Annotated in this window: 22 protein-coding genes; 11 read left to right on the top strand and 11 right to left on the bottom strand. The window is 71.8% G+C overall.

Features of this window, described 5'->3' with window-relative positions; genetic code table 11:
• Positions 1–9 precede the first annotated feature (9 nt).
• Together ACTVZO_RS28160 and ACTVZO_RS28165 are read right to left on the bottom strand one after the other, a co-directional pair.
• Complete coding sequence (locus ACTVZO_RS28160) at positions 10–660, bottom strand: AIM24 family protein (protein WP_443301000.1); 651 nt, start codon at positions 658–660, stop codon at positions 10–12.
• A complete protein-coding gene (locus ACTVZO_RS28165) occupies positions 660–1,298 on the bottom strand; it encodes an AIM24 family protein (protein ID WP_443301001.1) in 639 nt (212 codons plus the stop codon). Before ACTVZO_RS28165 ends, ACTVZO_RS28160 begins: the two co-directional genes overlap by 1 nt.
• A 226-nt stretch (positions 1,299–1,524) precedes the next feature.
• Here ACTVZO_RS28165 and ACTVZO_RS28170 point away from each other — a divergent pair, with 226 nt between their 5' ends.
• Positions 1,525–1,869 carry a DUF3817 domain-containing protein gene (locus tag ACTVZO_RS28170; protein WP_443301002.1) on the top strand — a complete coding sequence of 115 codons (345 nt, stop codon included), beginning with the start codon at positions 1,525–1,527 and terminating at the stop codon, positions 1,867–1,869.
• Positions 1,866–2,162 carry an MTH1187 family thiamine-binding protein gene (locus ACTVZO_RS28175; RefSeq protein ID WP_443301003.1) on the top strand — a complete coding sequence of 99 codons (297 nt, stop codon included), beginning with the start codon at positions 1,866–1,868 and terminating at the stop codon, positions 2,160–2,162. The genes ACTVZO_RS28170 and ACTVZO_RS28175 overlap by 4 nt, the downstream gene beginning before the upstream one ends.
• A gap of 72 nt (positions 2,163–2,234) precedes the next feature.
• On the opposite strand, the gene ACTVZO_RS28180 is transcribed toward ACTVZO_RS28175, so the two are convergent.
• On the bottom strand, positions 2,235–3,272 hold the full coding sequence (locus ACTVZO_RS28180) for a glycoside hydrolase family 6 protein (protein ID WP_443301004.1): 1,038 nt from the start codon (positions 3,270–3,272) through the stop codon (positions 2,235–2,237).
• 71 nt (positions 3,273–3,343) lie between these two features.
• A complete protein-coding gene (locus tag ACTVZO_RS28185; RefSeq protein ID WP_443301005.1) occupies positions 3,344–4,342 on the bottom strand; it encodes a DUF5937 family protein in 999 nt (332 codons plus the stop codon).
• Positions 4,343–4,522: 180 nt separating this feature from the next.
• Here ACTVZO_RS28185 and ACTVZO_RS28190 point away from each other — a divergent pair, with 180 nt between their 5' ends.
• The 4 genes from ACTVZO_RS28190 (at position 4,523) to ACTVZO_RS28205 (ending at position 8,468) form a co-directional block, all read left to right on the top strand.
• Positions 4,523–5,764, top strand: a complete 1,242-nt coding sequence (locus ACTVZO_RS28190; RefSeq protein WP_443301006.1) for an MFS transporter — start codon at positions 4,523–4,525, stop codon at positions 5,762–5,764.
• Between the two features lie 21 nt (positions 5,765–5,785).
• On the top strand, positions 5,786–6,295 hold the full coding sequence (locus ACTVZO_RS28195; RefSeq protein ID WP_443301007.1) for a MarR family winged helix-turn-helix transcriptional regulator: 510 nt from the start codon (positions 5,786–5,788) through the stop codon (positions 6,293–6,295).
• Positions 6,296–6,339: 44 nt separating this feature from the next.
• Positions 6,340–6,669 (top strand): DUF3817 domain-containing protein, encoded by a 330-nt coding sequence (locus tag ACTVZO_RS28200; RefSeq protein WP_443301008.1) that lies wholly within the window; start codon positions 6,340–6,342, stop codon positions 6,667–6,669.
• Between the two features lie 98 nt (positions 6,670–6,767).
• Positions 6,768–8,468, top strand: coding sequence for an acyl-CoA mutase large subunit family protein (locus ACTVZO_RS28205; RefSeq protein WP_443301009.1), 1,701 nt, complete (start codon positions 6,768–6,770; stop codon positions 8,466–8,468).
• Between the two features lie 75 nt (positions 8,469–8,543).
• Here ACTVZO_RS28205 and ACTVZO_RS28210 read toward each other — a convergent pair whose 3' ends face one another.
• Complete coding sequence (locus ACTVZO_RS28210; protein ID WP_443301010.1) at positions 8,544–9,164, bottom strand: TetR/AcrR family transcriptional regulator; 621 nt, start codon at positions 9,162–9,164, stop codon at positions 8,544–8,546.
• Positions 9,165–9,391: 227 nt separating this feature from the next.
• Between ACTVZO_RS28210 and ACTVZO_RS28215 the strand changes: the two genes are divergently transcribed.
• From ACTVZO_RS28215 to ACTVZO_RS28230, 4 genes are all read left to right on the top strand, one after another.
• The gene (locus ACTVZO_RS28215) at positions 9,392–10,393 is read left to right on the top strand and encodes a tetratricopeptide repeat protein (RefSeq protein WP_443301011.1); all 1,002 of its coding nucleotides are present in this window, start codon (positions 9,392–9,394) and stop codon (positions 10,391–10,393) included.
• Positions 10,394–10,965: 572 nt separating this feature from the next.
• On the top strand, positions 10,966–11,604 hold the full coding sequence (locus ACTVZO_RS28220; protein ID WP_376662219.1) for a DUF6230 family protein: 639 nt from the start codon (positions 10,966–10,968) through the stop codon (positions 11,602–11,604).
• 108 nt (positions 11,605–11,712) lie between these two features.
• Positions 11,713–12,330 (top strand): DUF6114 domain-containing protein, encoded by a 618-nt coding sequence (locus ACTVZO_RS28225; protein WP_443301012.1) that lies wholly within the window; start codon positions 11,713–11,715, stop codon positions 12,328–12,330.
• On the top strand, positions 12,320–13,597 hold the full coding sequence (locus tag ACTVZO_RS28230) for a hypothetical protein (RefSeq protein WP_443301013.1): 1,278 nt from the start codon (positions 12,320–12,322) through the stop codon (positions 13,595–13,597). The genes ACTVZO_RS28225 and ACTVZO_RS28230 overlap by 11 nt, the downstream gene beginning before the upstream one ends.
• Before the next feature lie 106 nt (positions 13,598–13,703).
• Here ACTVZO_RS28230 and pyk read toward each other — a convergent pair whose 3' ends face one another.
• The 3 genes from pyk to pta all read right to left on the bottom strand — a co-directional run bounded on the left by pyk (position 13,704) and on the right by pta (position 18,537).
• Positions 13,704–15,134, bottom strand: coding sequence for a pyruvate kinase (pyk, locus tag ACTVZO_RS28235; protein WP_443301014.1), 1,431 nt, complete (start codon positions 15,132–15,134; stop codon positions 13,704–13,706).
• A gap of 62 nt (positions 15,135–15,196) precedes the next feature.
• Positions 15,197–16,411: an acetate kinase gene (locus ACTVZO_RS28240; RefSeq protein WP_443301015.1), complete on the bottom strand. Its 1,215-nt coding sequence runs from the start codon at positions 16,409–16,411 to the stop codon at positions 15,197–15,199.
• 35 nt (positions 16,412–16,446) lie between these two features.
• Positions 16,447–18,537: a phosphate acetyltransferase gene (gene pta / locus ACTVZO_RS28245; protein ID WP_443301016.1), complete on the bottom strand. Its 2,091-nt coding sequence runs from the start codon at positions 18,535–18,537 to the stop codon at positions 16,447–16,449.
• A 227-nt stretch (positions 18,538–18,764) separates the two neighbouring features.
• Between pta and ACTVZO_RS28250 the strand changes: the two genes are divergently transcribed.
• Positions 18,765–19,790, top strand: coding sequence for an ATP-dependent 6-phosphofructokinase (locus ACTVZO_RS28250; RefSeq protein WP_443301017.1), 1,026 nt, complete (start codon positions 18,765–18,767; stop codon positions 19,788–19,790).
• A gap of 118 nt (positions 19,791–19,908) precedes the next feature.
• Here ACTVZO_RS28250 and ACTVZO_RS28255 read toward each other — a convergent pair whose 3' ends face one another.
• The 3 genes from ACTVZO_RS28255 to ACTVZO_RS28265 all read right to left on the bottom strand — a co-directional run bounded on the left by ACTVZO_RS28255 (position 19,909) and on the right by ACTVZO_RS28265 (position 24,655).
• Complete coding sequence (locus tag ACTVZO_RS28255; protein WP_443303288.1) at positions 19,909–20,529, bottom strand: helix-turn-helix domain-containing protein; 621 nt, start codon at positions 20,527–20,529, stop codon at positions 19,909–19,911.
• A gap of 341 nt (positions 20,530–20,870) precedes the next feature.
• On the bottom strand, positions 20,871–23,171 hold the full coding sequence (glgB, locus tag ACTVZO_RS28260; RefSeq protein ID WP_443301018.1) for a 1,4-alpha-glucan branching enzyme: 2,301 nt from the start codon (positions 23,169–23,171) through the stop codon (positions 20,871–20,873).
• Positions 23,168–24,655, bottom strand: a complete 1,488-nt coding sequence (locus tag ACTVZO_RS28265; protein WP_443301019.1) for a maltokinase N-terminal cap-like domain-containing protein — start codon at positions 24,653–24,655, stop codon at positions 23,168–23,170. Before ACTVZO_RS28265 ends, glgB begins: the two co-directional genes overlap by 4 nt.
• Positions 24,656–24,752: the final 97 nt, after the last annotated feature.

The raw sequence follows: 24,752 nt of genomic DNA on the forward strand, positions 1-24,752 counted from the left end.
GACCAAAGTTCACAGCTTCTCCTCCGAGGCCTGTACGTACACCGCGCCCTGGCCGGAGAGCTCCAGCTGGAACGCCTCACCCGAGCCGCGCCCCACCATGTCCCGCCAGCCGAGCGCGGTGGAGAGCTTGTTGCGGACGTCGCCGTGGTGGGCGACGTACGCCTGCGGGTCCACGTGGACCGGCCGGTTCGGGTGGATGGGGAGTTCGATGACCCCGCCGTGCGCCATCACGGCGACCGAGCCGTGGCCCTTGAGGGTCGTGGTGAACAGGCCCTGGCCGGTCACCTGGCCGCGCACCATGCCCATGACCCCGCCCTGCGAGCCCATGAACATCGTGCCCTGCTGGAGTGTTCCGTCGAACGCCAGCAGCCGGTCGGCCTCGACGTACAGCGTCTCGCCGGTCAGGCTGATCACCTGGATGTGGTGGCCGCCGTGGCCGAACATCACGGTGCCGCTGCCCTCGACCGCCATCAGCGGGGTCTGCTCGTTGGCCACCCGGCGCCCGATCATGCCCATGACGCCGCCCTGGCCGCCGGTGATGCTCGGGGTGAAGGAGACGTCCCCGCGGTACGCGAGCATCGCGCCCCGCTGGCTGTACATCTTCTGCCCGGGCACCACCTGGGCCTCGACCATCTTCGAGTTGATCTCGCGGAACGGCATCAGACGTCGCCCCCGATGGTGTTGCGCTCGCTGGGCTGCACGTACACCAGGCCCTCGCCCTCGAAGCGGATCTGGAAGGACTCGCCCGAGCCCTCGCCGATCAGGGTGCGGAAGTTCACCCCGGACTGGAAGGACTGCTGGAGGTTGCCGGTGTGCGCGATGTACGCCCCCGGGTCGACCGAGAGCGGGTACTGGGCGCTGACGCGCAGCACCACCGCCGGGCCGTCGGACATGATCGCCGCCTGGCCCGAGCCCTCGACGGTCGTGGTGAACAGGCCGTTGCCCGTCGTCGCCCCGCGCAGACCGGTGAAGGTCGTGCCGGTGCGCAGCCCGCCGTCGGTGCACAGCAGGTTGCTGGACTCGACGTAGAGCTTCTCGCCGCGCAGGCTGACCAGGTTGATCTCGCTCGCGCGGTCGGCGAAGAAGCAGGTGCCGTGCCCCTGCACTTCCATCACGGTCATCTGCTCGCCGGTGAGACGGCGCGTCACCATCCCGCGGATGCCTTCGCCGCCGCCGGTCATCTTCTTGAAGGCCATCTGGCCGTCGTACGCGACCATGGAGCCGTTCTTCGCTTTCACGGCGTCCCCGGTCAGGTCGACGGCGAGCACCTTGCTGCCTTGGAGTCGGAACTGAGCCACGGGATGACGTTATCGGCAGCGGGCGGACGCGAACAGAGTCCCGTGGCCGATATACGCCACACCCGGGCGGTTTCGGACGCGGTCCGGGACGGCTCGGGGCATGTGCGCACGCCCCCGGCCGTCACCCGCCCGTCCGCCGGCCCCGGCGGCAGGGGCCCGGGTCAAGATCCCGCAAAGCGGCTGAGACACTGGAACGGCCCCAGGCCACCCACTCCGAAGGTTCCCCGTGGACATAAAGACCGCCTCCGCCCTGCACCGGCTGCGCCTCATCTCCGTCCCGGAGGCGCTGTCGTTCCCGGCTCTGCTGATCTTCGGCTCGCTGCTGAGCCGGATCTCGGACATCGACTACCTGATGATGCCGCTCGGCATCATCCACGGGATCCTCTTCGTCCTCTACGCGCTCTTCCTGCTGGACGTCTGGAACAAGGCGAAGTGGCCCGTCAAGAAGGTCGCGCTGTTCTTCGTGCTGGCGCTGCTGCCCTTCGGCGGCCTGTACGGCGACCGGCTGCTCAAGCGGGACGAGTCGGACAGCGTGATCGCGGCCCGCGCCCGGCAGGCGGCCGACGCGTGATCGTCGCGTTCTCGGTGACCCCGCTGGGGGTCGGCGAAGAAGTCGGGGAGTACGTCGCCGACGCCGTCCGCGTGGTCCGCGAGTCGGGGCTGCCCAACCGAACCGACGCCATGTTCACCACCGTCGAGGGCGAGTGGGACGAGGTCATGGACGTGGTCCGGCGCGCGGTGGCGGCCGTGGAGGAGCGGGCGCCGCGGGTCTCCTTCATCCTCAAGGCCGACATCCGCCCCGGGGTCGCCGACGGCATCACCTCGAAGGTCGAGACGGTGGAACGCCACCTCGCCGGGGGCTGAGCTCCCCGTTGTCCTCGAGCGCCCCCGGCCCGGCCGGCCGGGGGCGCTTTCGTGTGCGTGCTCCCCGTACGGTCACTCCCGCGCCCGGCGGGCCAGCCCCAGGGCGTACTCCGGCCACCAGGCGCCCGCCCGCGGTCCGCCGCGGCAGGGGCCGTCGGACTCGCCGGGCCGCTTGATCCACAGGTACGCGTCGACGAGCGGGTCGTCCGTCCGGTCCGTCGGCGGTGTCCCCAGCGCCCGGCCGGGCGGATTGCAGCCGGACCGGCCGCGGTCGCCGGGCAGCGGGCCCTCGCCGTTGCGGCCGGTGTCGACGACGAAGTGCTTGCCGTCGGTGGCCTTGGAGATCCTGGCGCCGTAGGCCCGGGTGGCGGCGTCGGGCTGGAAGGCGGAGACGTTGAGCGCGAATCCGTCCGCGCGGGCGAGCCCGGCCTTGCGCAGCGGCTCGACGAGGTCGGCCGGGTCCGTGATCCAGGCCGGGTGCCCGGCGCCCAGGTAGACCTTGGTGCGGGGGTTGCGCTTGAGCCGGTCGACGGCCTCGGAGAGCAGCCCGTAACGCTCGGCCCGGCGCTCCGGCGGGGTGCAGCCGTCGGCGATGTGCCCGATCGCGTCCGGCTCCAGGACGACGAGGGCCTCGGTCTTCGCGAGGGCGTCGGCGAAGGCGCCGATCCAGCTCCGGTAGGCGGCGGCGCTCTTGGCGCCGCCGGCCGGCCGGCGGCCGCAGTCGCGGTCCGGGAGGTTGTGCGCGGCGAGCACCAGGGTCCGCCCGGCGGCCCTGGCGCCGGCCCCGGCCCGGCGGATCTCGGGGCCGGGATCGCCGCCCGGCGGCCACAGGGCCGCCGGCCGTTCCGCGATCCTGCGCAGCACCTGGGCGTCGCTGTAGCGGCCCGCCGCCTCCCAGGCGGCGATCTGCCGGACGGCGTTGCTCCGCGGGTCCACCCAGTACGGGGATTCGCCGGCCCCGGTGGCGGAGGGGGAGGCCGGGGAGCCCGGAGCCGCCCGTTCGGGGGCGGGCTCCCCGGAGCACGCGGAGGCCGCCGCGAGGCAGAGCAGGAGGCCGAGGACGGTGACGGGGCGTCGGGGAACGGCGCGTCGGGAAAGGGCGGGGCGCATCCGGCTTCCTCGGGACGAAGGATCGGGCAGCGAACCGGCATATCGTGACATAGCGGTCAGTTGTCGTCGTCTTACGACACCGTGGGCTCACCCGTGGTCAGCGCGATGGCCAGCGGGGTGCGTTCGTAGAGGACCTGGTGGCCGTGGCGGTCCGAGACGAGCAGGCCCGCCGCCCGCAGGACCCCGAGGTGCGCCGAGACCGTCGACGGGGCGAGGCCCAGCCGGTGGGCCAGCGCCGTCGTGGAGGCGGGTTCGTCCAGCGCGCACAGCACCTCGGCCCGGGCCCGGCCCAGCAGCCGGGCCAGCGCCTGCGGGGCCGGGCCCGCCGAGGCCGTCCACAGCGCTCCGACGCCGCGCGCCGGATAGACCAGCGTCGGCTGCCAGGGCGGGTCGTAGCCGCCGACCACGTCCGGCCAGCCGAACGCGCTCGGCATCAGCAGCAGCCCCTGCCCGTCGAGCACCCGGTCGTGGTGTCCGGCCTTGCTGATGGTCAGCGTGTCCGTCTCCCCGTGCCACCGCAGGTCCGGGTGGAGGCCGTCGAACAGGGCCTCCAGGCCGCCGGCCGCCAGCCGCCGCGAGTGGAACAGGATGTCCGCCTCCAGCAGCCCGCGCAGCCGTGGCCAGTGCGGGGCGACCAGGGCCTCCCAGGCCCGCTCGGTCAGGTCCGCCAACTCCCGTACCGCCCGCGCCGGATCGGCCAGCATCCGCTGCCCGGCGGCGCTCTCCGTCGCGCCCGGCGTACAGGCCAGGGAGAGCCGCAGGTCCTCGTGGGCCGCCTCCGGGTCGGCGGCCCGCACCCGCGCGAGCTCCTCCTCGAAGGTGACGGACGGGCCCAGCGGCGGCGGGCTGAGGAAGTCCGGATTGTGCCCCGCGTGGGGCATCAGCAGCCACAGGGGCCTCAGGTCCAGCCCGTCGGCGGCGGCCCGCACCTTCCGGAGCCAGGGCAGGTGGTAGGTGTGCCGGTACGGGCGCAGCAGGGAGCGCACCGCCTCCTGCGTCTCCCAGCGCGGGGAGACCGCGAACCGGCACCGCAGCAGGTCGCCCGGACCGAAACGGAAATGGAACCCCACGACGCTCCCGCCTCCCCGCCGTTGCCACGGACCACGGACCACGGACCACGGACCACGGACCACGGACCACGGACCACGGACCACGGACCACGGACCCTGACCACCGCCGGCCGCGGCCCAGGATTCGTCCAGGTCCGAATCCCTACGCCCGCCAGGGTAGTTCCCGCGAAGCTGCCGGGCATGTCAACCGCCACCCCGGCCCCCGCCACCGGCTACCGGGCCGTCTTCCGGATGCGGGAGTTCCGGCCCGTCTTCGCCGCGCACCTGATGTCCGTACTCGGCGTGGTCGTCGCCGAGATCGCCCTGACCGTCCTCGTCTACCGCGCCACCGGCTCGCCGCTGATGAGCGCGCTCACCTTCGCGCTCGGCTTCCTCCCCTACGCGCTGGGCGGCACCCTGCTCGCCGGAGCCGCCGACCGCCTCCCCGCCCGGCGGGTGCTCGTCGGGTGCGATCTGGTCTGCGCCGCCTGCGCGGCCGCCATGGCCCTGCCCGGCACCCCCGTCGCGCTGCTCCTCGTCCTGCGCTGCGCCATGGCCTTCGTGGCACCGCTGTTCCAGGGCGCCCGCAGCGCCTCCCTCGCCGACATCCTCGGCGCCGGCGACACCCTCGTACTCGGCCGCTCGCTGCTGCGCATGGTGGCCCAGAGCGCCCAGCTGGCCGGCTTCGGCCTCGGCGGGCTGCTGCTCACCGTCCTCGCGCCGCGCGGGGCCATCGCCCTGACCGCCGCCGGATTCCTCGGCTCGGCGCTGCTGCTGCGCCTCGGCACCCGCCGCAGGCCGGCCCGGGCGGGCTCCCGCCGCTCGCCGGCCGCCGGGCTGCGCGCCGTGCTCGGCGACCGCCGGATCCGGGCGCTGACCCTGATGTTCTGGCTGCCGCCCGTCTTCGTCGTCGTACCGGAGGCGCTGCTCGCGCCGTACACCGACGGCCTCGGCGCGGGGACCGGCGTGCTGGGGCTGCTGATGTGCGCCCTGCCCGTCGGCACCATCGCGGGAGAGCTCTGGGCGGGCTCCGCGCTCACCCCCCGGAGCCGTGCGCGGATCACCGTCCCGCTCGCCGCCGCCGGACTGCTGCCGCTCCTCCTGTTCGCCCTGCGCCCCGGCGTACCGCTCGCCCTCACCGCGCTGCTGCTGGCCGGCCTGGCCCAGGCCTACACCCTCGGCCTCGACCGGTGGTACCTCGAGGCCGTCCCCGAGGAGGTCCGCGGCCGGGCGATGACCCTGCTGAGCACCGGCCTGATGACCTTGCAGGGCGTCGGCATGGCGCTGGCCGGCCTCGCCGCCGAGTTCCTGCCGGTCCACCAGGTCGTCACCGGCGCGGGGGTCCTCGGCACGGCCGTCGTCCTGGTGCTCCTCGCCGAACTCCGCGCCACCGCCCCGGAACGGGAACAACCGAGGAGTGAGACGGGGCTCGCCGTCAAATGACCGCCCGGTAGGGTCTGCTACGTGTCCAAGCCGCTCAGCCTTCCCTTCGATCCCATCGCCCGCGCCGACGAACTCTGGCAGCGGCGCTGGGGGCCGGTGCCCGCGATGGCGGCCATCACCTCGATCATGCGCGCGCACCAGATCCTGCTCGGCGAGGTCGACGCCGTGGTCAAGCCGTACGGTCTGACCTTCGCGCGCTACGAGGCACTGGTGCTGCTCACCTTCTCCAAGGCCGGCGAGCTGCCGATGTCGAAGATCGGCGAGCGGCTGATGGTCCACCCGACCTCGGTGACGAACACCGTCGACCGGCTGGTGCGGTCCGGGCTCGTCGACAAGCGGCCCAACCCGAACGACGGGCGCGGCACCCTCGCCTCCATCACGGACAAGGGCCGCGAGGTCGTCGAGGCGGCCACCAAGGACCTGATGGAGATCGACTTCGGACTCGGCGCGTACGACGCCGAGGAGTGCGCGGAGATCTTCGCGCTGCTGCGCCCGCTGCGGGTGGCCGCCGCGGACTTCGAGGAGAAGTAGGCCCCCGTCAAGATCGAGCAAAACGGACGGATAGGCTCGGCCGCATGAAGAAGAGCGTGCTGACCCGCTACCGGGTGATGGCCCTTGCGACCGCCGTGATGCTGCTGGTGCTGTGCACCTGCATGATTTTCAAGTACGGCTTCGACAAGGGTGCCGATCTGACGTTCGTGGTGTCCCAGGCCCACGGCGTGCTCTTCATGATCTACCTGGTCTTCGCCTTCGACCTGAGCTCCAAGGCCAGGTGGTCCTTCGGCAAGATGCTCTGGGTGATGCTCAGCGGCACCATCCCGCTGGCCGCCTTCTTCGTCGAGCGCAAGATCCGCGCCGAGGTCGAGCCGCTGGTCAACGGCTCCCTCGCGGCCGCCAAGGCCTAGAGAGCGCCTCGCGCCCACCACGAACCCGGGGACATGCGCAGGCATCTCCCCGGGTTTCCCATCGACATTTACTAGGACGTCCTAGTAAATTCGAGGGTATGGACGCAGACGCCATCGAGGAGGGCCGCCGTCGCTGGCAGGCCCGTTACGACAAGGCCCGCAAGCGCGACGCCGATTTCAGCACGCTCTCCGGCGATGAGGTCGATCCGGTCTACGGGCCGCGGCCCGGTGACGCGTACGAGGGATTCGAGCGCATCGGATGGCCGGGTGAGTACCCGTACACCCGCGGCCTGCACGCCACCGGCTACCGGGGGCGGACCTGGACGATCCGGCAGTTCGCCGGGTTCGGGAACGCCGAGCAGACCAACGAGCGCTACAAGATGATCCTGGCCGCCGGCGGCGGCGGGCTCTCCGTCGCCTTCGACATGCCGACGCTCATGGGGCGCGACTCCGACGACCCGCGCTCGCTGGGAGAGGTGGGCCACTGCGGGGTGGCCATCGACTCCGCCGCCGACATGGAGGTCCTCTTCAAGGACATCCCGCTCGGCGACGTCACCACCTCGATGACCATCTCGGGCCCCGCCGTGCCCGCCTTCTGCATGTACCTGGTCGCCGCCGAGCGGCAGGGCGTGGACCCGGGCCTGCTCAACGGCACGCTCCAGACGGACATCTTCAAGGAGTACATCGCCCAGAAGGAGTGGCTCTTCGAACCCGAGCCGCACCTGCGCCTCATCGGCGACCTCATGGAGTACTGCGCCAAGGGCATCCCTGCCTACAAGCCGCTGTCCGTCTCCGGCTACCACATCCGCGAGGCCGGGGCGACGGCCGCGCAGGAGCTGGCCTACACCCTGGCCGACGGGTTCGGGTACGTGGAGCTCGGCCTGTCGCGCGGCATGGACGTGGACCACTTCGCGCCCGGCCTGTCCTTCTTCTTCGACGCGCACCTCGACTTCTTCGAGGAGATCGCCAAGTTCCGCGCCGCCCGCCGGATCTGGGCGCGCTGGATGAAGGAGGTCTACGGGGCCAAGAGCGAGAAGTCGATGTGGCTGCGCTTCCACACGCAGACCGCCGGCGTCTCCCTCACCGCCCAGCAGCCGTACAACAACGTGGTGCGCACGGCCGTCGAGGCCCTCGCGGCCGTCCTCGGCGGCACGAACTCCCTGCACACCAACGCCCTCGACGAGACCCTCGCGCTGCCCAGCGAGCAGGCCGCCGAGATCGCCCTGCGTACCCAGCAGGTGCTGATGGAGGAGACCGGCGTCGCCAACGTGGCCGACCCGCTGGGCGGTTCCTGGTTCGTCGAGCAGCTCACCGACCGCATCGAGGCGGACGCCGAGAAGATCTTCGACCAGATCAAGGAGCGCGGGCTGCGGGCCCACCCGGACGGACGGCACCCGATCGGGCCGATCACCTCGGGCATCCTGCGCGGCATCGAGGACGGCTGGTTCACCGGGGAGATCGCCGAGTCGGCCTTCCAGTACCAGCGCTCCCTGGAGAAGGGCGACAAGCGGGTCGTCGGCGTCAACGTCCACCACGGCTCGGTCACCGGGGACCTGGAGATCCTGCGGGTCAGCCACGAGGTCGAGACCGTCCAGGTGCGGGAGCTCGCGGCCCGCAAGGCCCGGCGCGACGACGCCAGGGTCACCGCGTCCCTGAAGGCCATGCTGGACGCCGCCCGCGACGGGTCGAACATGATCCCGGCCATGCTGGAGGCGGTGCGGGCCGAGGCCACGCTGGGCGAGATCTGCAACGCCCTGCGCGACGAGTGGGGCACCTACACCGAGCCGCCGGGCTTCTAGGCCGTCTCCCTCCGAGTCACGCGGCCGGCCGGGACGCCCGAAGGGGGCGGACCGGCCGGCCGTCGCGCTGTCCGCTCAAGCCTGGGCCGGGCCCCGGAGGCCGTGCATGAGCAGGGCCGTGAAGGTCGCCACCCACAGCTCGTCCACCGGCTCGGAGCTCACCAGCGCGCGGTGCACCACGGTGCCCGCGATCACGTCGAAGATCAGGTCGGTGGTGCGGTCGGCGAGGTCCGCGTCCTCCTCGTGCGGGAGCTCCCCGCGGGCCTGGGCCCGTTCGCGACCCAGTACGACGAGACGTTTCTGCCGGTCCACGATGGCCGACCGGATCCGGTCGCGCAGGGCCTCGTCCCGGGTGGACTCGGCCACCACCGCCATCAGGGCCGTACGGGCCTCCGGCCGCCGCAGCAGCTCCGCGAACCGCAGCACCACGTACTCGACGTCGGCTTCGAGGGAGCCGCGGTCGGGCAGCTCCAGCGAGTCGAACAGCTCCGCGACCGCGTCCACGACCAGCTCGTTCTTGCCCGCCCAGCGCCGGTAGAGGGTGGTCTTGGCGACCCCGGCACGGGCCGAGACGTCGCCCATCGTCAGCTTCGACCAGCCCAGCTCCACCAGCGCGTCCCGGGTGGCCGCGAGGATCGCGGCGTCCGCGGCGGCGCTGCGGGGGCGGCCGGTACGGCCGGGGCTGGGGTTGCGCATGGCCGAGACCATACCCGCCGGTAGCCGAGAGGGCCGCTGTGGTTCAGATCACGGGCGCGGCGGGGCCGGGAGGAGTTACGCTACGACTCGTAGCGTAAGAGCGACAACCACGCGAAGAGCTACTGGCGCCAGGTGGGGACCCGGCGCCGACCAGCACCACGGTCGCGGATCAGGTCAATTCCCGCGATCTTTTTCGTCGGCGCGCGCACTCGGGGGAGGATGTACGCATGCAGCCCAGAAACATGTCCATGAGCGGCGTCGTCGACCTCGCCGCGGTGAAGGCGGCCGGCGAAGCCAAGGCCAAGGCCGAGCAGGCCCGCGCCGAATCGGCGCGGCAGGCCGCGCAGGGCGGCGGGGCGGCTCCGGCCGCCGGCGCCGTACCGCCCTCCGCCCTCGTCATCGACGTAGACGAGGCCGGGTTCGAACGCGATGTGCTCCAGCTCTCCGCCGAGGTCCCGGTCGTCCTGGACTTCTGGGCCGAGTGGTGCGAGCCGTGCAAGCAGCTCAGCCCGCTCCTGGAGCGCCTGATCACCGAGGCGAACGGCCGCCTCGTGCTCGCCAAGGTCGACGTCGACGCCAACCAGATGCTGATGCAGCAGTTCCAGATCCAGGGCATCCCGGCCGTCTTCGCCGTGGTCGCCGGTCAGGTGCTGCCGCTGTTCCAGGGGGTCGCCCCCGAGCAGCAGATCCGGGAGACCCTCGCCCAGCTGGTCCAGGTCGCCGAGGAGCGGTTCGGGATCATCGGCATCGAGGTGGACCCGAACGCGGAAGGGGCCGCTCCGGCCCCGGCCGGCGACGAGATCCCGGCCGGCCCGCACGACGCCCTGCTGGAGGCGGCCGTCGTCGCGCTCGACGCGGGCGACCTGGCCGGCGCGGTGCAGGCGTACAAGAACGTCCTGTCCGACGACCCGGGCAACACCGAGGCCAAGCTGGGCCTGGCCCAGGCGGAACTCCTCGTCCGCGTCAGGGACATGAACCCCCAGGCGGTGCGCACCGCGGCCGCCGAGAACCCGCGCGATCCGGCGGCGCAGATCGCCGCGGCCGACCTGGACCTGGTCGGCGGGCACGTGGAGGACGCCTTCGGGCGCCTGGTGGACACCGTGCGGGTGACGTTCGGTGAGGACCGGGACGCCGTACGGCTGCGCCTGCTGGAGCTGTTCGAGGTCATCGGCGGGGACGACCCGCGGGTCTCGGCGGCGCGTACGGCGCTTGCGCGGGTGCTCTTCTGAGGCCTCGGCGGCCCTGCGCGATTTGTTGACACGTAGATAAACAGCGGCCGCACTTTGCCAAAACTTGGTAAATGCGGCCGCTGTTACTCCGAGTAAGTCGAACCCCGTGAACTGTCCGGTGTGTTCACTCTTCCCCCGATCTGTCGTGGCCCTTGGTGACACCCTGTGTGGCCGTCCGACGACAGCGGGCCTTGCTCCGGTTATCTGGCCGTTACCCGCCAGTAACGAACCCCCTTGTGCCCCGGCCGGGAATGGACCACGATCGGCGACGCTCGGTCCTTCCCGCAGAGCCGCTCATCCGGAGCCGCGGTGAAGGGTCCCCACCGAGCCGGCCTGTGGCAGTGGCACCGGCCGTGGGACAGGGGGGTCTCTGCCGCACCGGCGGGGCCTGTCCTCCAGGTTGCGCGAACGCGTGGCCCAGTGGTTGTCGCTCGGGGGTGATCGCCGGTGTATCGGACGTGGCACAGCCGCGGCCCGGCCGCCTGCGCTCCTTCCCGAGGACGTAGCACTTCTCCCATCCCAGGACGGGCACGGCCCGGACCGGAGATGTACGTCCGAGAAGGAGGAACGAAATGAGTTCTCAGGTTCGTGGCGGGACCAGATGGAAGCGCTTCGCGCTCGTCATGGTGCCGAGCATCGCGGCCACCGCCGCGGTTGGTGTGGGTCTGGCGCAGGGTGCCCTCGCGGCGTCCTTCAGCGTCTCCGGCCAGGACTTCAAGGTCTCGGCCGACAAGCTCGACGGTGACAACCTCATCCAGTACGGCGGTATCGCCGAGGGTCACGACCTCAAGGGCAACGCGCAGCACCACCCGGTCACCATCTCCGGGTTCAGCCACGCCGAGATCACCAACATGTGCCAGTCACTGGTGACCCCGACGCCGCTGGGCAACATCACGCTGCAGCTGCGCACCGGCCACAAGGGCAAGCCGGCCGTCGCCGACAACATCTACCTGGATGTTGCGGAGCTCGACACCGACGCCGAGTTCAAGAACCTGGACATCGGTGTCGCGGTCGGTGACCCGAGCCACAAGACCAAGCCGCAGGCCGGTACGGTCGCCAGCCCCTACGCGTTCTCGCAGCGCGCGGACAAGGCGATCCTGACCAACGTCCGGCAGAAGGCGTGGGCGACCACGGCGGGCACGTTCAAGCTGCCCGACCTGAAGCTGCGCCTGCTCGGTGGCGACCAGCCGTGCTACCAGGACGAGAAGTAATCCGTCCCGGAGAGTGACCGGACGGGTGGCCGGCGGCGAGAGCCGGCGGCCGCCCGTCCGGGGCTCCACAGAGTTTTCCGTACCACCGTTTCCAGGGAGCTGTTGTCCATGAACCCCCAGGCCCCGGTTTATGTTCGCCGCGAAGACGACGCCTGGCTCACCGTGGTGTACTACCACTTCCACGCCTGGAGCGGTCGCCGTCCTTTCTGGGCCGGGCTGTTCACGCTCCTCGGTGGCTTCCCGATCGCCTACTTCCCGTACGCGGACCTCCGGCTGGGCAACGTCAGCCTGGCGATGGCCACCACCGGCGGTGCCGGTGCGCTGATCATCGGCGTCCTGCTGATCACGCTGGGCCTGGCCCTCTGGTTCCAGCAGGCCATCCGCGTCTTCGCGGGTGTCGCCGCGATCCTGCTGGCCCTGGTCTCGCTCCCGGTGTCCAACCTCGGCGGCTTCTTCATGGGCTTCAGCCTCTCCATGATCGGCGGCGCCCTCGCCCTCGCCTGGGTCCCCGGACAGCCGGTGGACGAGTCCCAGCAGCAGGAGGAGCAGCGGCCGGCCGCCGTGGACATGAGCAAGGCGCAGGCGACGGCCGATCCCCAGGGCTTCCACGGCCCCGAGGGTCTCCACGGCCCCCAGGGCTTCCCGGGACAGCGCGCAACGGAAACACCGGCACACGCGAGCGACACGACTGCCCATGCCGATGGCGGGAGGAACAGTGCGGGGTGACGAGACGCAGCGGGGCGTGGCCCCAGGCGCAGAGTCCCGCGAGATCAAGGGGCCGCGGCACGCGGCGCCCAGGAAATCGCTGCTGAACAAGCTCCAGATACCCGTCGGCAAGACGATGGCGCTGGCGGCCATGCCGACGGCCGTGCTCGTCGGCATGGGCATGGCGCCCAAGCTGGCCGTGGCCGACGACAAGGAGATCCCCTTCGCGCCGGGGCCGTGCGTGACGCGGTCCGACGAGCCCGAGGAATCGGAGTCGGCGTCCCCGTCGCCTTCGAAGTCGCCTTCGCCGAGTGCGTCGCCCAGTGCGTCCCCCTCGCCGTCCGCGTCCTCGTCCGCGGCGGTCAAGCCGAAGCCGAGCGGCTCGCCGTCCCCGACGGCGACCAAGCCGGCGGACGCGGCTCCGGCCGGTGCCACGGCGACGCCCGCGCCGACGCCGACCAAGAGCACCAACCCGCTGGACCCGCTGGGTGTCGGCGACGCGCTCAAGAAGCTCCTGGGCCCCAAGGACGGGCAGCAGCCGGCCGCCCCGACGTCGGCGCCGCCCACGACGCCGGCCCCCGAGCCCGAGGCCCCCAAGCCCGAGGCCCCGGCGCCCGACCCGGCGGCGGACGCCATCCGGGAGGCGGCGAAGAAGGCCGGAGCCGAGGTCAAGGAGCTGTCCGACGAGGTCAAGGACACCGCCACGACCCCGAAGGACGAGACGGGCGGCTCCGACGAGGACGGGACCACCGAGGACGAGGCCACTGCGGAGGCGACGAAGGACGCGGACGGGAAGGAACCCTTCCCCTGCCCGACCTACGACGCCCAGGCCCTGGCCGACGCCGAACTGGAGCCGGGCATCCCGCTCCTGCCGGACGAGCCCTGGTACCTCGACAGCTCGCTGCTGACCCTCTACGGCCTGGACTACGCGGGCATCGTCGAGGTGAAGACGGCCGGCGGCAAGACCAAGAAGGTCCTGAAGTTCACCGCGGACTCGCTGGACATCAAGGACCTCTACCAGACGGTCGGCAAGGGCGGGAACGTCGCCCACCTGAAGTCCCGTCCGGGCTCCACCTCCAAGATCCGCGGCGGCACGGTGACGATGTACACCGAGAGCCTCAAGGGCAACCTCTTCGGCATCATCCCCGTCGAGTTCACCCCGAACAGCCCGCCGCCGCTGAACGTCCCCTTCGCGTTCTTCACGGACGTCCAGGTGATCCAGGCCGGCCAGTTCGGCGGCACGCTCACGGTCCCGGGCCTGAAGAACTACATCGGCCCGCCGGAGTAGGCGCGTACGCAGGGCAGAACGCCGAGGGCGGCACCCCGATCCGTTCGGGGTGCCGCCCTCGGCCTCTGTGCGGCAGAGTCCTGCGGTGGTGGAGCGGTGGCGCGGGTCAGTCGCGCGCGCCGCCGCCCAGGTGGTGCACGCGGACCATGTTGGTGGTGCCGGGGACGCCGGGGGGCGAGCCGGCCGTGATGACCATGGTGTCGCCCTCGTTGTAGCGGCCCAGCTTGAGCAGCTCGCCGTCCACGAGGTCGACCATCGCGTCCGTGTTGTTCACGTGCGCGACCACGTACGACTCGACGCCCCAGCTCAGCGTGAGCTGGTTGCGGGTGTTGACGTCGGTGGTGAAGGCCAGGATCGGCTGCGTGGCGCGGTAGCGCGACAGGCGGCGGGCCGTGTCACCGGACTGGGTGAAGGCGATGAGCGCCTTGCCGTCGAGGAAGTCCGCGATCTCGCAGGCCGCGCGGGCCACGGAGCCGCCCTGGGTACGGGGCTTCTTGCCCGGGACCAGCGGCTGGAGGCCCTTGGAGAGGAGCTCCTCCTCGGCCGCCGTGACGATCTTCGACATCGTCTTGACGGTCTCGATCGGGTAGGCGCCGACCGAGGACTCGGCCGACAGCATGACCGCGTCCGCGCCGTCGAGGATGGCGTTGGCGACGTCGGACGCCTCCGCGCGGGTCGGGCGGGAGTTGGTGATCATCGACTCCATCATCTGGGTCGCGACGATCACCGGCTTGGCGTTGCGGCGGCACATCTCGATGAGCCGCTTCTGGACCATCGGGACCTTCTCGAGCGGGTACTCGACGGCCAGGTCGCCACGGGCCACCATGACCGCGTCGAAGGCGTCGACCACGGCCGCCATGTTCTCGACGGCCTGCGGCTTCTCCACCTTGGCGATGACGGGGACCCGGCGGCCCTCCTCGTCCATGACCTTGTGGACGTCCTTGACGTCGTTGGCGTCGCGGACGAAGGACAGGGCGACCATGTCGCAGCCCATCCGCAGGGCGAAGCGGAGGTCGTCGACGTCCTTCTCCGACAGGGCGGGGACGTTGACGGCGGCACCCGGCAGGTTGATGCCCTTGTGGTCCGAGATGACACCGCCCTCGATGACGATGGTCTTGACCCGCGGGCCCTCGACCCCGGTCACCCGGAGCTCGACGTTGCCGTCGTTGATCAGGACCTGGTCGCCCTTGGCGACGTCACCCGGCAGGCCCTTGTAGGTGGTGCCGCAGATGGACTTGTCGCCCGGGACGTCCTCGGTGGTGATGGTGAACTCGTCACCGCGCACCAGCTCGACGGGACCCTCGGCGAAGGTCTCCAGACGGATCTTCGGGCCCTGGAGGTCGGCGAGGACGCCGACGGCGCGCCCGGTGTCCTCGGAGACCTTCCGGACGCGGTCGTACCGCTCCTGGTGTTCTGCCTGGGATCCGTGGCTGAAGTTGAATCGGGCCACGTTCATGCCTGCCTCGATGAGCGCTTTCAGCTGCTCATACGAGTCGACGGCGGGGCCCAGCGTGCAGACGATTTTGGAACGGCGCATGGAGCGGATCCTATCGGTTTGTTTCGTAGCGGAATATTCCGTCTGGCGGAAAGTCCAAGTGACTAACGAGTAACGAGCTCATACGCCTGGGTGGCGATCTCCAGTTCCTCATCCGTCGGGACCACAGCCACGGCCACCCGCGCATAGTCCGCCGAGACCAGCCGCGGCTCCGGCGAGCGCACCGTGTTGGCCTCCAGGTCCAGCGCCAGGCCCAGCTCGGCGAGGCCGTCCACGGCAGCTTCCCGGACCTGGTGGGCGTTCTCGCCGACCCCGGCCGTGAACGCCACCGCGTCCACCCGGCCGAGCACCGCCGAGTAGGCGCCGATGTACTTCTTCAGACGGTGGACGTACGCCGCGAAGGCGACGGCCGCCGCCTCGTCGCCCTCGCCGGCCCGCCGCAGCACCTCACGCATGTCGTTGTCGCCGCACATGCCCAGCAGACCGCTCTTCTTGTTCAGGAGCGAATCGATCTCATCCACCGAGAGGCCCCCCACCCGGGCCAGGTGGAAGATGACCGCAGGATCCAGGTCGCCCGACCGGGTGCCCATGACCAGGCCCTCCAGCGGGGTCAGGCCCATGGACGTCTCCACGCACACCCCGCCCCGGACGGCCGAGGCCGAGGCCCCGTTGCCCAGGTGCAGCACGATCACGTTCACGTCCTCCACCGGCCGGCCGAGCAGCCCGGCCGTCGCCCGCGAGACGTAGGCGTGGGAGGTCCCGTGGAAGCCGTACCGCCGGATGGAGTACTTGTCCGCAGTAGCGGCGTCGATCGCGTACCGCGCGACGTACTCCGGCATCGTGGAGTGGAAGGCCGTGTCGAAGACGGCGATCTGCGGGATGTCCGGGCGCAGCCCGCGCGCCACCTCGATGCCCGTCACGTTCGCCGGGTTGTGCAGCGGGGCGAGGGGAATCAGGTTCCGGATCTCGGCCAGCACCGCGTCGTCGATCACGGTCGGCTGCGTGAACTTCGTCCCGCCGTGCACCACGCGGTGCCCCACGGCGGCCAGTTCGGGGGAGTCCAGGCCCAGCCCGTCGGCGGCCAGCTCCGCCGCCACGGCCTTGAGCGCCGCCCCGTGGTCGGCGATCGGGCCCACCTGCTCGCGCTTGCCGCCCGCGGCGCCCGGCCCGGTGAGCGGTTCGTGGACGAGCCGGGAGGTCTCCTCGCCGATGCGCTCCACCAGGCCGACGGCCAGCCGGGAGCGGTCCGCCATGTCGAGGAGCTGGTACTTGACCGACGAGGAGCCGGAGTTGAGGACGAGTACGCGTGATGCGGTCACGGTTGCGGGTCTTTCCTTCGGGTGCGGTGGGTGGATTACCGGGCGGTCTGCGGCAGCGGCTGCGACTGCGCCTGGATCGCGGTGATGGCCACGGTGGTGACGATGTCCTGCACCAGCGCGCCGCGCGAGAGGTCGTTGACGGGCTTCCGCAGGCCCTGGAGCACCGGGCCGACCGCCACGGCGCCCGCCGAACGCTGCACGGCCTTGTACGTGTTGTTGCCGGTGTTGAGGTCCGGGAAGATCAGCACGCTCGCGCGGCCGGCAACCTCGGACCCGGGCAGCTTCGTCGCCGCGACCGAGGGCTCCACGGCCGCGTCGTACTGGATCGGCCCCTCGACGGCCAAGTCGGGGCGCTGGTCGCGGACGATCTCGGTGGCCTTGCGGACCTTGTCCACGTCCGCGCCGCTGCCCGAGGTGCCGGTCGAGTACGAGAGCATCGCGATCCGCGGCTCGACCCCGAAGGCGGCGGCGGTGGCGGCCGACTGGACGGCGATGTCGGCGAGCTGCTCGGCGTCGGGGTCCGGGTTGACGGCGCAGTCGCCGTAGACGAGGACCCGGTCGGCCAGGCACATGAAGAAGACCGAGGAGACGATGGAGGCCTCCGGCTTGGTCTTGATGATCTCGAAGGCGGGGCGGATGGTCGCGGCGGTGGAGTGCACGGAGCCCGAGACCATGCCGTCGGCCAGACCCTCCTGGACCATCAGGGTGCCGAAGTAGTTGACGTCGGTGACCACGTCGTTGGCCAGCTCGACGGTCATGCCCTTGTGGGCGCGGGCCGTGGCGTAGTACTCGGCGAACCGTTCCCGCAGGGGCGAGGTCGCCGGGTCGATGAGCTGGGCGCCCGAGATGTCGATCCCGAGGTCGGCCGCCTTCTTCAGGATGGCAGGCTCCTGGCCCAGCAGGGTCAGGTCGCACACGCCCCGCCGCAGCACCACGTCCGCGGCGCGCAGCACGCGCTCCTCGGTGCCCTCGGGCAGCACGACGCGGCGCCGCTCGGAGCGGGCCCGCTCCAGCAGCTCGTGCTCGAACATCATCGGGGTGACGCGCTCGGAGCGGGCCACCGACAGCAGGTCGCGCAGCTCGGTGGTGTTCACGTGCCGTTCGAAGAGGCCCAGCGCGGTCTCCAGCTTGCGCGGGGTCGCGGAGTTCAACCGGCTCTGCAGCGCGAAGAGTTCGGCGGCCGTCGGGAAGCTGTTGCCGGCCACCGACACCACGGGCGTGCCCGGTGCCAGCTTCGAGGCCAGCGTGAGGATGTCCGGACCCGGGCGCTCGTTCAGGGTGAGCAGCACGCCGGCGATCGGCGGGGTGCCCGAGGTGTGCGCGGCCAGGGCGCCGATGACCAGGTCGGAGCGGTCCCCGGGGGTGACGACCAGGCAGCCGGGGGTCAGCGCATTGAGGAAGTTCGGCAGCATGGCACCGCCGAAGACGAAGTCCAGGGCGTCGCGGGCCAGCCCGGCGTCGTCGCCGAGGAGCACCTCGCCGCCGAGCGCCCGGGTGATCTGGGCGACGGTCGGGGCGGAGAGCGACTTGTCGTCCGGCAGGACGTAGCAGGGCACGGGGAGGCGGGCGGCCAGCCGCTCGGCTATGACGTCGCGGTCCTCGGCGGCCACCCGGTTGACGACCATCGCGACCACGTGGCAGCCCAGGCTCTCGTACGCGCGGTAGGCGTTGCGGGCCTCGGCGCGCACGGCCTCGGCGGGGTGCTTGACGCCGCCCACGACGGGGACGACGACCGCGCCCAGCTCGTTGGCGAGGCGGGCGTTGAGCGCGAGCTCGTCGGGCAGGTTGGTGTCGGCGTAGTCCGTGCCGAGGACCAGCATGACCTCGTACTCGCGCGCCACCCGGTGGAAGCGGTCGACCAGCCGGGAGACCAGCTCGTCGGTGCCCTTCTCCGCGAGGATCGCCGAGGCCTCGTGGTACTCCATGCCGTAGGCCGTGGCGGCGTCCTGGTCGATCCGGTAGCGGGCCTTGAGGAGGTCGAAGAGCCGGTCGGGGCCGTCGTGGAGCAACGGGCGGTAGACGCCGACCCGGCCCGTCTGCCGGGTCAGGAGCTCCATGATCCCCAGTTCGACGACCTGGCGGCCGTCCCCCCGCTCGATGCCGGTCACGTACACGCTGCGCGTCACGCGTGCTCTCCGTCCATGCTGTGAATGTCCATTTAGTGTGGCTTGACCTCTTGACAATACCTCTGCCGATGGATAGGACGCCCGCCGGGAAAAGGGCCTGGCCGGAAGGGTCGAAAGGCCCGGCGGGCGGAGCGGTACGGGACGCGCGGCACCCCGGGCCCGTGGAACAATCGGACAGGCTTACCCATTACGCCCTTCTTCACATGTACGGCAGGAGACACAGCACGATGCGTATCGGAGTTCTCACCGCGGGCGGCGACTGTCCGGGCCTCAACGCTGTCATCCGGTCGGTCGTACACCGCGCCCTGGTCGGGCACGGGGACGAGGTCATCGGCTTCGAGGACGGTTTCAAGGGCCTCCTCGACGGCAACTACCGCCCGCTCGACATCAATGCCGTCAGCGGCATCCTGGCCCGCGGCGGCACGATCCTCGGCTCGGCCCGCATGGAGCGCGCCCGGCTGCACGAGGCCGCCGAGAACGCCCAGGAGCTGGCCCGGCGCTACGGCATCGACGCCCTCATCCCGATCGGCGGCGAGGGCACCCTGACCGCCGCGCGGATGCTGTCGGACGCCGGGATGCCCGTCGTCGGCGTGCCGAAGACCATCGACAACGACATCTCCTCCACCGACCGCACCTTCGGCTTCGACACCGCCGTCATGGTGGCCACCGAGGCCATCGACCGTCTGAAGACCACCGCCGAATCGCACCAGCGCGTCATGGTCGTCGAGGTCATGGGCCGCCACGCGGGCTGGATCGCCCTGGAGTCCGGCATGGCCGGCGGCGCCCACGGGATCTGCCTCCCCGAGCGCCCCTTCGAGGTGGACGCCCTGGTGAAAATGGTGGAGGAACGGTTCGCCCGCGGGAAGAAGTTCGCCGTCGTCTGCATCGCGGAGGGTGCGCACCCGGCCGAGGGCTCCATGCCGTACGAGAAGGGCGCCATCGACCAGTACGGCCACGAGCGCTTCGCCGGCATCGGCAACCGCCTGGCCGTCGAGCTGGAGCGGCGCCTGGGCAAGGAGGCCCGCCCGGTCATCCTCGGCCACGTCCAGCGCGGCGGCACCCCCACCGCCTACGACCGGGTCCTCGCGACCCGCTTCGGCTGGCACGCCGTCGAGGCCGTCCACCGCGGTGCCTTCGGCAACATGACCGCCCTGCGCGGCACGGACATCGTGATGGCCCCGCTGGCCTCGGCGGTCACCGAGCTGAAGACGGTCCCCGAGGACCGCATGTACGAGGCCGAGTCCGTCTTCTAGCCGGTCTCCGGGCGCGGGACCTCCGCCCCCGATCCGCCCGCCGAACGGCCCCGTTCCCGTCCCTCTCCGGGACGGGCCGGGGCCGTTGCGACAGGTGTCCGGTCCGCCCGGATGTGTCCTATGCCGCACCGCCGGCGAGGCTCCAGAACCGGTCCACGATCTCGGCGAGGTACTCCCGCCCCGCGTCCCCGCTCCCGGCGTCGCCCCCGCTGCCCCAGCTGAGCGTCGCCACCATCCGCGACTGGTACTCCCCGTGCAGCCGCTCCAGCACCCGCTCCAGATGGGCCTTGGGGATCGGCAGCATCTTGGCCAGCGGCTTGACGTACGCCTGCCAGCGCGTGGTGACCGCACTGCGCAGCAGGTCGGCCAGCTCCTCGTGCTTGCCGGTGGCCGTCACGAACTGGGCCAGCGACAGTCCGAGGACCGTCGCCAGGGCGGCGGACTGGCGCTCGTTGCCCTTCCAGCGGCCGGTGTCCTCCATCTTCTGGTAGGCGCTCGCCTCCAGGCCGAGCCGCCGGGACAGCTCCTCGACGGCCAGCCCCCTGGCCATCCGGTGCTCCCGCAGGGTGACCGGCTCGGCGAGCAGCTCCCCGGGGGAACACCACAGGACGCCGGCGAGCGCCGTGAGCTCGGCCGAGGAGGGCGATATCTCGCCGCGTTCCCAGGCCATCACGGTCTCGGGCGTGACGATCAGTCCGTACTGGGCGCGCAGGCCATAGGCGACATGACCGGGAGCCATGCCCAGGGCCGCGCGGAGACGACGCGCGGCGGGGGCATTGAAAGGTGGGCTGGAGTGCACACGGCACACCGTAGGAGTGGCTGGGCATCGGCGACTACAGACCAATCAAACAAGCCCATAACTCGTAGGAACATCCTAGGCAGTTATGGCATTTCGCCGGTTTTCCCGGCGACCGTCCGGTAATCGGTGCACGGAAGATCCACTACCCCGTACGGTTCCAGCCGCCGCCGGTCGGCGCAAGACCCCTCACAGCTCTCACACATTGCCTTGACGCCGGCAACAAGGAATCCGGCCGTCCGGTGCTCCTCCAGGATGCCGAGGAGCACCTCGCGTCGCGGCCCCTACGGCCTGAACCAGACCGTCGCCAGTGGCGGGAGCGTCAGGCGCAGGCTCGCCGGGCGGCCCTGCGCGGGGACCGGCTCGGGCCGCACCGGCTGCAGATGACGCACACCGCTGCCGCCGTACTGCTCCTGGTCGGTGTTGAGGACCTCCCGCCACAGCGGGACCTCCTCCGGCACCCCGATCCGGTACCCGTGCCGCACGACCGGCGAGAAGTTCGACACGCACAGCAGCTGCGAGCCGTCCTGGGCGTACCGCAGGAAGGCGAACACGTTGTCCTCGGAGGCGTCCGCCTCCACCCAGGAGAAGCCCTCCGGCACCGTGTCCCGCTCCCACAGGGCGGGCGCCGCCGTGTACGTGCGGTTCAGATCGCGTACGAGACCGCGCACGCCCCGGTGGTCACCGGCCGCCGGGTAGGAGTCGTCCAGCAGCCACCAGTCCGGCCCGTACACCTCCGACCACTCCGACCCCTGGGCGAACTCCTGCCCCATGAAGAGCAGCTGCTTGCCGGGGTGGGCCCACATGAAGCCCAGGTACGCCCGGTGCGCGGCCCGCTGCTGCCACCAGTCCTCCCCGGGCATCTTCGACACCAGCGAACCCTTGCCGTGCACCACCTCGTCGTGCGAGATCGGCAGGACGTAGTTCTCGCTGAAGGCGTAGATCATCCCGAAGGTCATGTCGTGGTGGTGGTACTTGCGGTGCACCGACTCCTTCGACATGTAGCGCAGCGTGTCGTGCATCCAGCCCATGTTCCACTTCAGGCCGAAGCCCAGCCCGCCCCCGTCCGTCGGCCGCGTCACGCCCTCCCACGCCGTGGACTCCTCCGCGATCGTCACCACGCCCGGGCAGCGCCGGTAGACGGTCGCGTTCATCTCCTGGAGCAGCGCCACCGCGTCCAGGTTCTCCCGCCCGCCGTGCTCGTTGGGCGTCCACTGGCCCTCGCCCCGCGAGTAGTCGAGGTAGAGCATCGAGGCGACCGCGTCCACGCGCAGCCCGTCCACGTGGAACTCCTCGCACCAGTACACGGCGTTCGCCACGAGGAAGTTGCGGACCTCCTTGCGGCCGTAGTCGAACTCCAGCGTCCCCCAGTCCGGGTGCGCGGCCCGCCGCGGGTCCTGGTGCTCGTACAGCGGCCGGCCGTCGAACTCGGCCAGCGCCCAGTCGTCGCGCGGGAAGTGCGCGGGCACCCAGTCGACGATCACCCCGATCCCGGCCCGGTGCAGCGCGTCCACCAGGAGGCGGAAGTCGTCCGGGCCGCCCATCCGCGAGGTCGGCGCGTAGAAGCCGGTGACCTGGTAGCCCCAGGAGCCGCCGAAGGGGTGCTCGGCGACCGGCATCAGCTCCACGTGCGTGAAGCCGAGCTCCTTCACGTACCCCGGCAGCTGTTCGGCCAGCTGCCGGTACGAGAGCCCGGGCCGCCAGGACGCCAGGTGCAGCTCGTACACGGAGAAGGGGGCCTGGTGCGCGGCCCGCGCCCCGCGGTTCGCCATCCACTCCGCGTCCCCCCACGCGTACGCCGAGGCGGTCACCCGCGAGGCGTTGGCCGGGGGCACCTCGGCGGCGCGGGCCATCGGGTCCGCGCGCAGGGTGTGGCTGCCGTCGGGGCGGGTGATGTCGTACTTGTACAGCGCCCCGGCGCCCACTCCGGGCAGGAACAGCTCCCACACGCCGCTGGCACCGAGCGAGCGCATCGGGTAGGCGACGGAGTCCCAGTACGAGAAGTCCCCGGTGACGCGCACCCCCTGGGCGTTCGGCGCCCACACCGTGAACCGGGTCCCGGCCACGCCCTGGTGCTCCATCGGCTCGGCGCCGAGCGCCTTCCACAGCTGCTCGTGGCGGCCCTCGCCGATCAGGTGCAGGTCCAGCTCGCCGAGCGCGGGCAGGAACCCGTACGGGTCGTGGACCTCGATCTCGTCGCTGTCGTAGGTGACCAGCAGCCGGTAGTCCGGCACCGCGGTCAGCGGCAGCAGCCCGGAGAACAGCCCGTCCCCGTCGTCGAAGAGCTCGGCCCGCAGCCCCTTGGCCACCACGGTGACCGCCTTGGCGTACGGGCGCAGTACGCGGAAGGCAACCCCGCCGCGCACGGTGCGGGCGCCCAGTACCCCGTGCGGGTCGTGGTGGCGGCCCTCCAGCAGGCGGGCCCGTTCCTCCGCGCCGAGCGCGGGCGCCGGCCGGACCCCGTGCGGAGGGGCGGCGCGGCGGGCCCGGGGCGTGCGCCCCGCCCGTGTCGCCGGCTTGGCGGACGCCGGGACGGCTCCGGTTTCGTCGCTGACGGTCGGTGACGGCTGTCGTGCGGCGCTCACGCGAGCGGCCTCCTCGGGGGCTTCTGACGGGGTTGGGGGTGCGGGGCGATGGAGCCGGGGGCGGGCGGGGTCGGCGGCACCCGGTGGGCGGGCCGCTGGGGTTCCGAGAGCCGCCGGATCGCGGCCATCGGGACGTGCAGCCAGTCGGGGCGGTGCCGGGACTCGTAGCGGGCCTCGTACACCGCCTTGTCGGTCTCGTACGCGCGCAGCAGCACGGGATCCTCGCGGGGGTCGCGGCCCGTGGTGCGGGCGTAGCCCTCGCAGAAGGCGGCCCGGCAGTCGTCGGCCCAGGCGGGGGCGAACGGCCGGTGCGAGCGTGCGGCGTAGTCGAAGGAGCGCAGTATCCCGGCGATGTCGCGCACGGCCGGTTCGGGGCGGCGCCGGTCGGCCAGCGGCCGGGCCGGCTCACCCTCGAAGTCGATCAACGACCATGAGCCGTCGAGGGTGCGCAGGGTCTGGCCCAGATGGAGGTCGCCGTGGATCCGCTGGGCCGGCACCCCGGCTCCGCGGGAGGCGGCCAGCGCGTCGAAGGCCCCCCGCAGCCCCGCCTCGTAGGGCCGCAGCGCGGCGACCTCCCGGGCGGTGGCGGCGAGCCGGGCCGTCATCCCGGCGGCGAGCCGGGCGGTCTGCTCCGGGCCGAGCGCGACGGTGGGCAGGGCCGCGGCGAGCGCGCTGTGCACCTCGGCGGTGGCCCGGCCCAGCGCGTGCGCCTCGGCGGTGAAGTCCTCTCCGGCGCCGAGCCGGCGCAGCGCGAGCTGCCAGCCGTCGTCGGAGCCGCGCAGGTACGGCTGGAGCACGCCCAGGGTCAGCGGCTCGCTCCTCCCCCGGCTACCGCCGGGGGGATCCCCAGGCAGCTCGGCCTCGTACCAGGCGACGGGAGCCGGGACGCGGGTGCAGCCGGCCGCGGCCAGCGCCCTGGGCAGCTCCAGGTCCGGATTGACCCCGGGGCCGACCCGCCGGAACACCTTGAGGATGTACGAATCCCCGTAGATCAGCGAGGAGTTGGTCTGTTCGCCGGACAGCGGGCGCGGGGCGAGCCCGGCCGGGACCGGCGCGTCCGGGTCCCGTTCGAAGCGCAGCGGGCCGAGCGCCCCGGGGGAGCGCAACCGTTCCAGCAGCATCGCCGCGAGCCGGGGATCGCCCAGGCCCTCGTACACCGCCCGGCCCGCGTACGGGCCCTCCTCCGCGTGCCCGATCAAGGTGTGGGCGAGCGCGGGGGGCAGGGACGGGCGGATGCCCAGCAGGAGTTGGTAGCAGTCCCCGTCCACGTCGAGGAGCAGGTGCAGCAGCCCGGGGACGGACCCCGGCGGCAGCAGTTCGGCCGCCGAGACGGTGCTCAGCGTGCCGATGGCCCGGCCCTTGCCCGCGAACCAGCGCTGCGTGGGCAGCCAGGTCCGCAGCATCGGTTCCAGCGGGCCGATCCCGGTGAGCAGGGCGGCCCGGTCGGCCGTGAGCCGGCTCCGGGCGGATGCAGCCTCCGACATGGCGTCGCGTCCTTTCCCCGGGCCGTCACAGAATGCGCAGAGTGTCCCGGATGTGCGGCAGTTGCTTCTCCGGTAAGTGCGAGTGTCGGGTCAGGAT

Source organism: Streptomyces sp. IBSNAI002 (assembly GCF_052244475.1).
Taxonomy (GTDB): domain Bacteria; phylum Actinomycetota; class Actinomycetes; order Streptomycetales; family Streptomycetaceae; genus Streptomyces.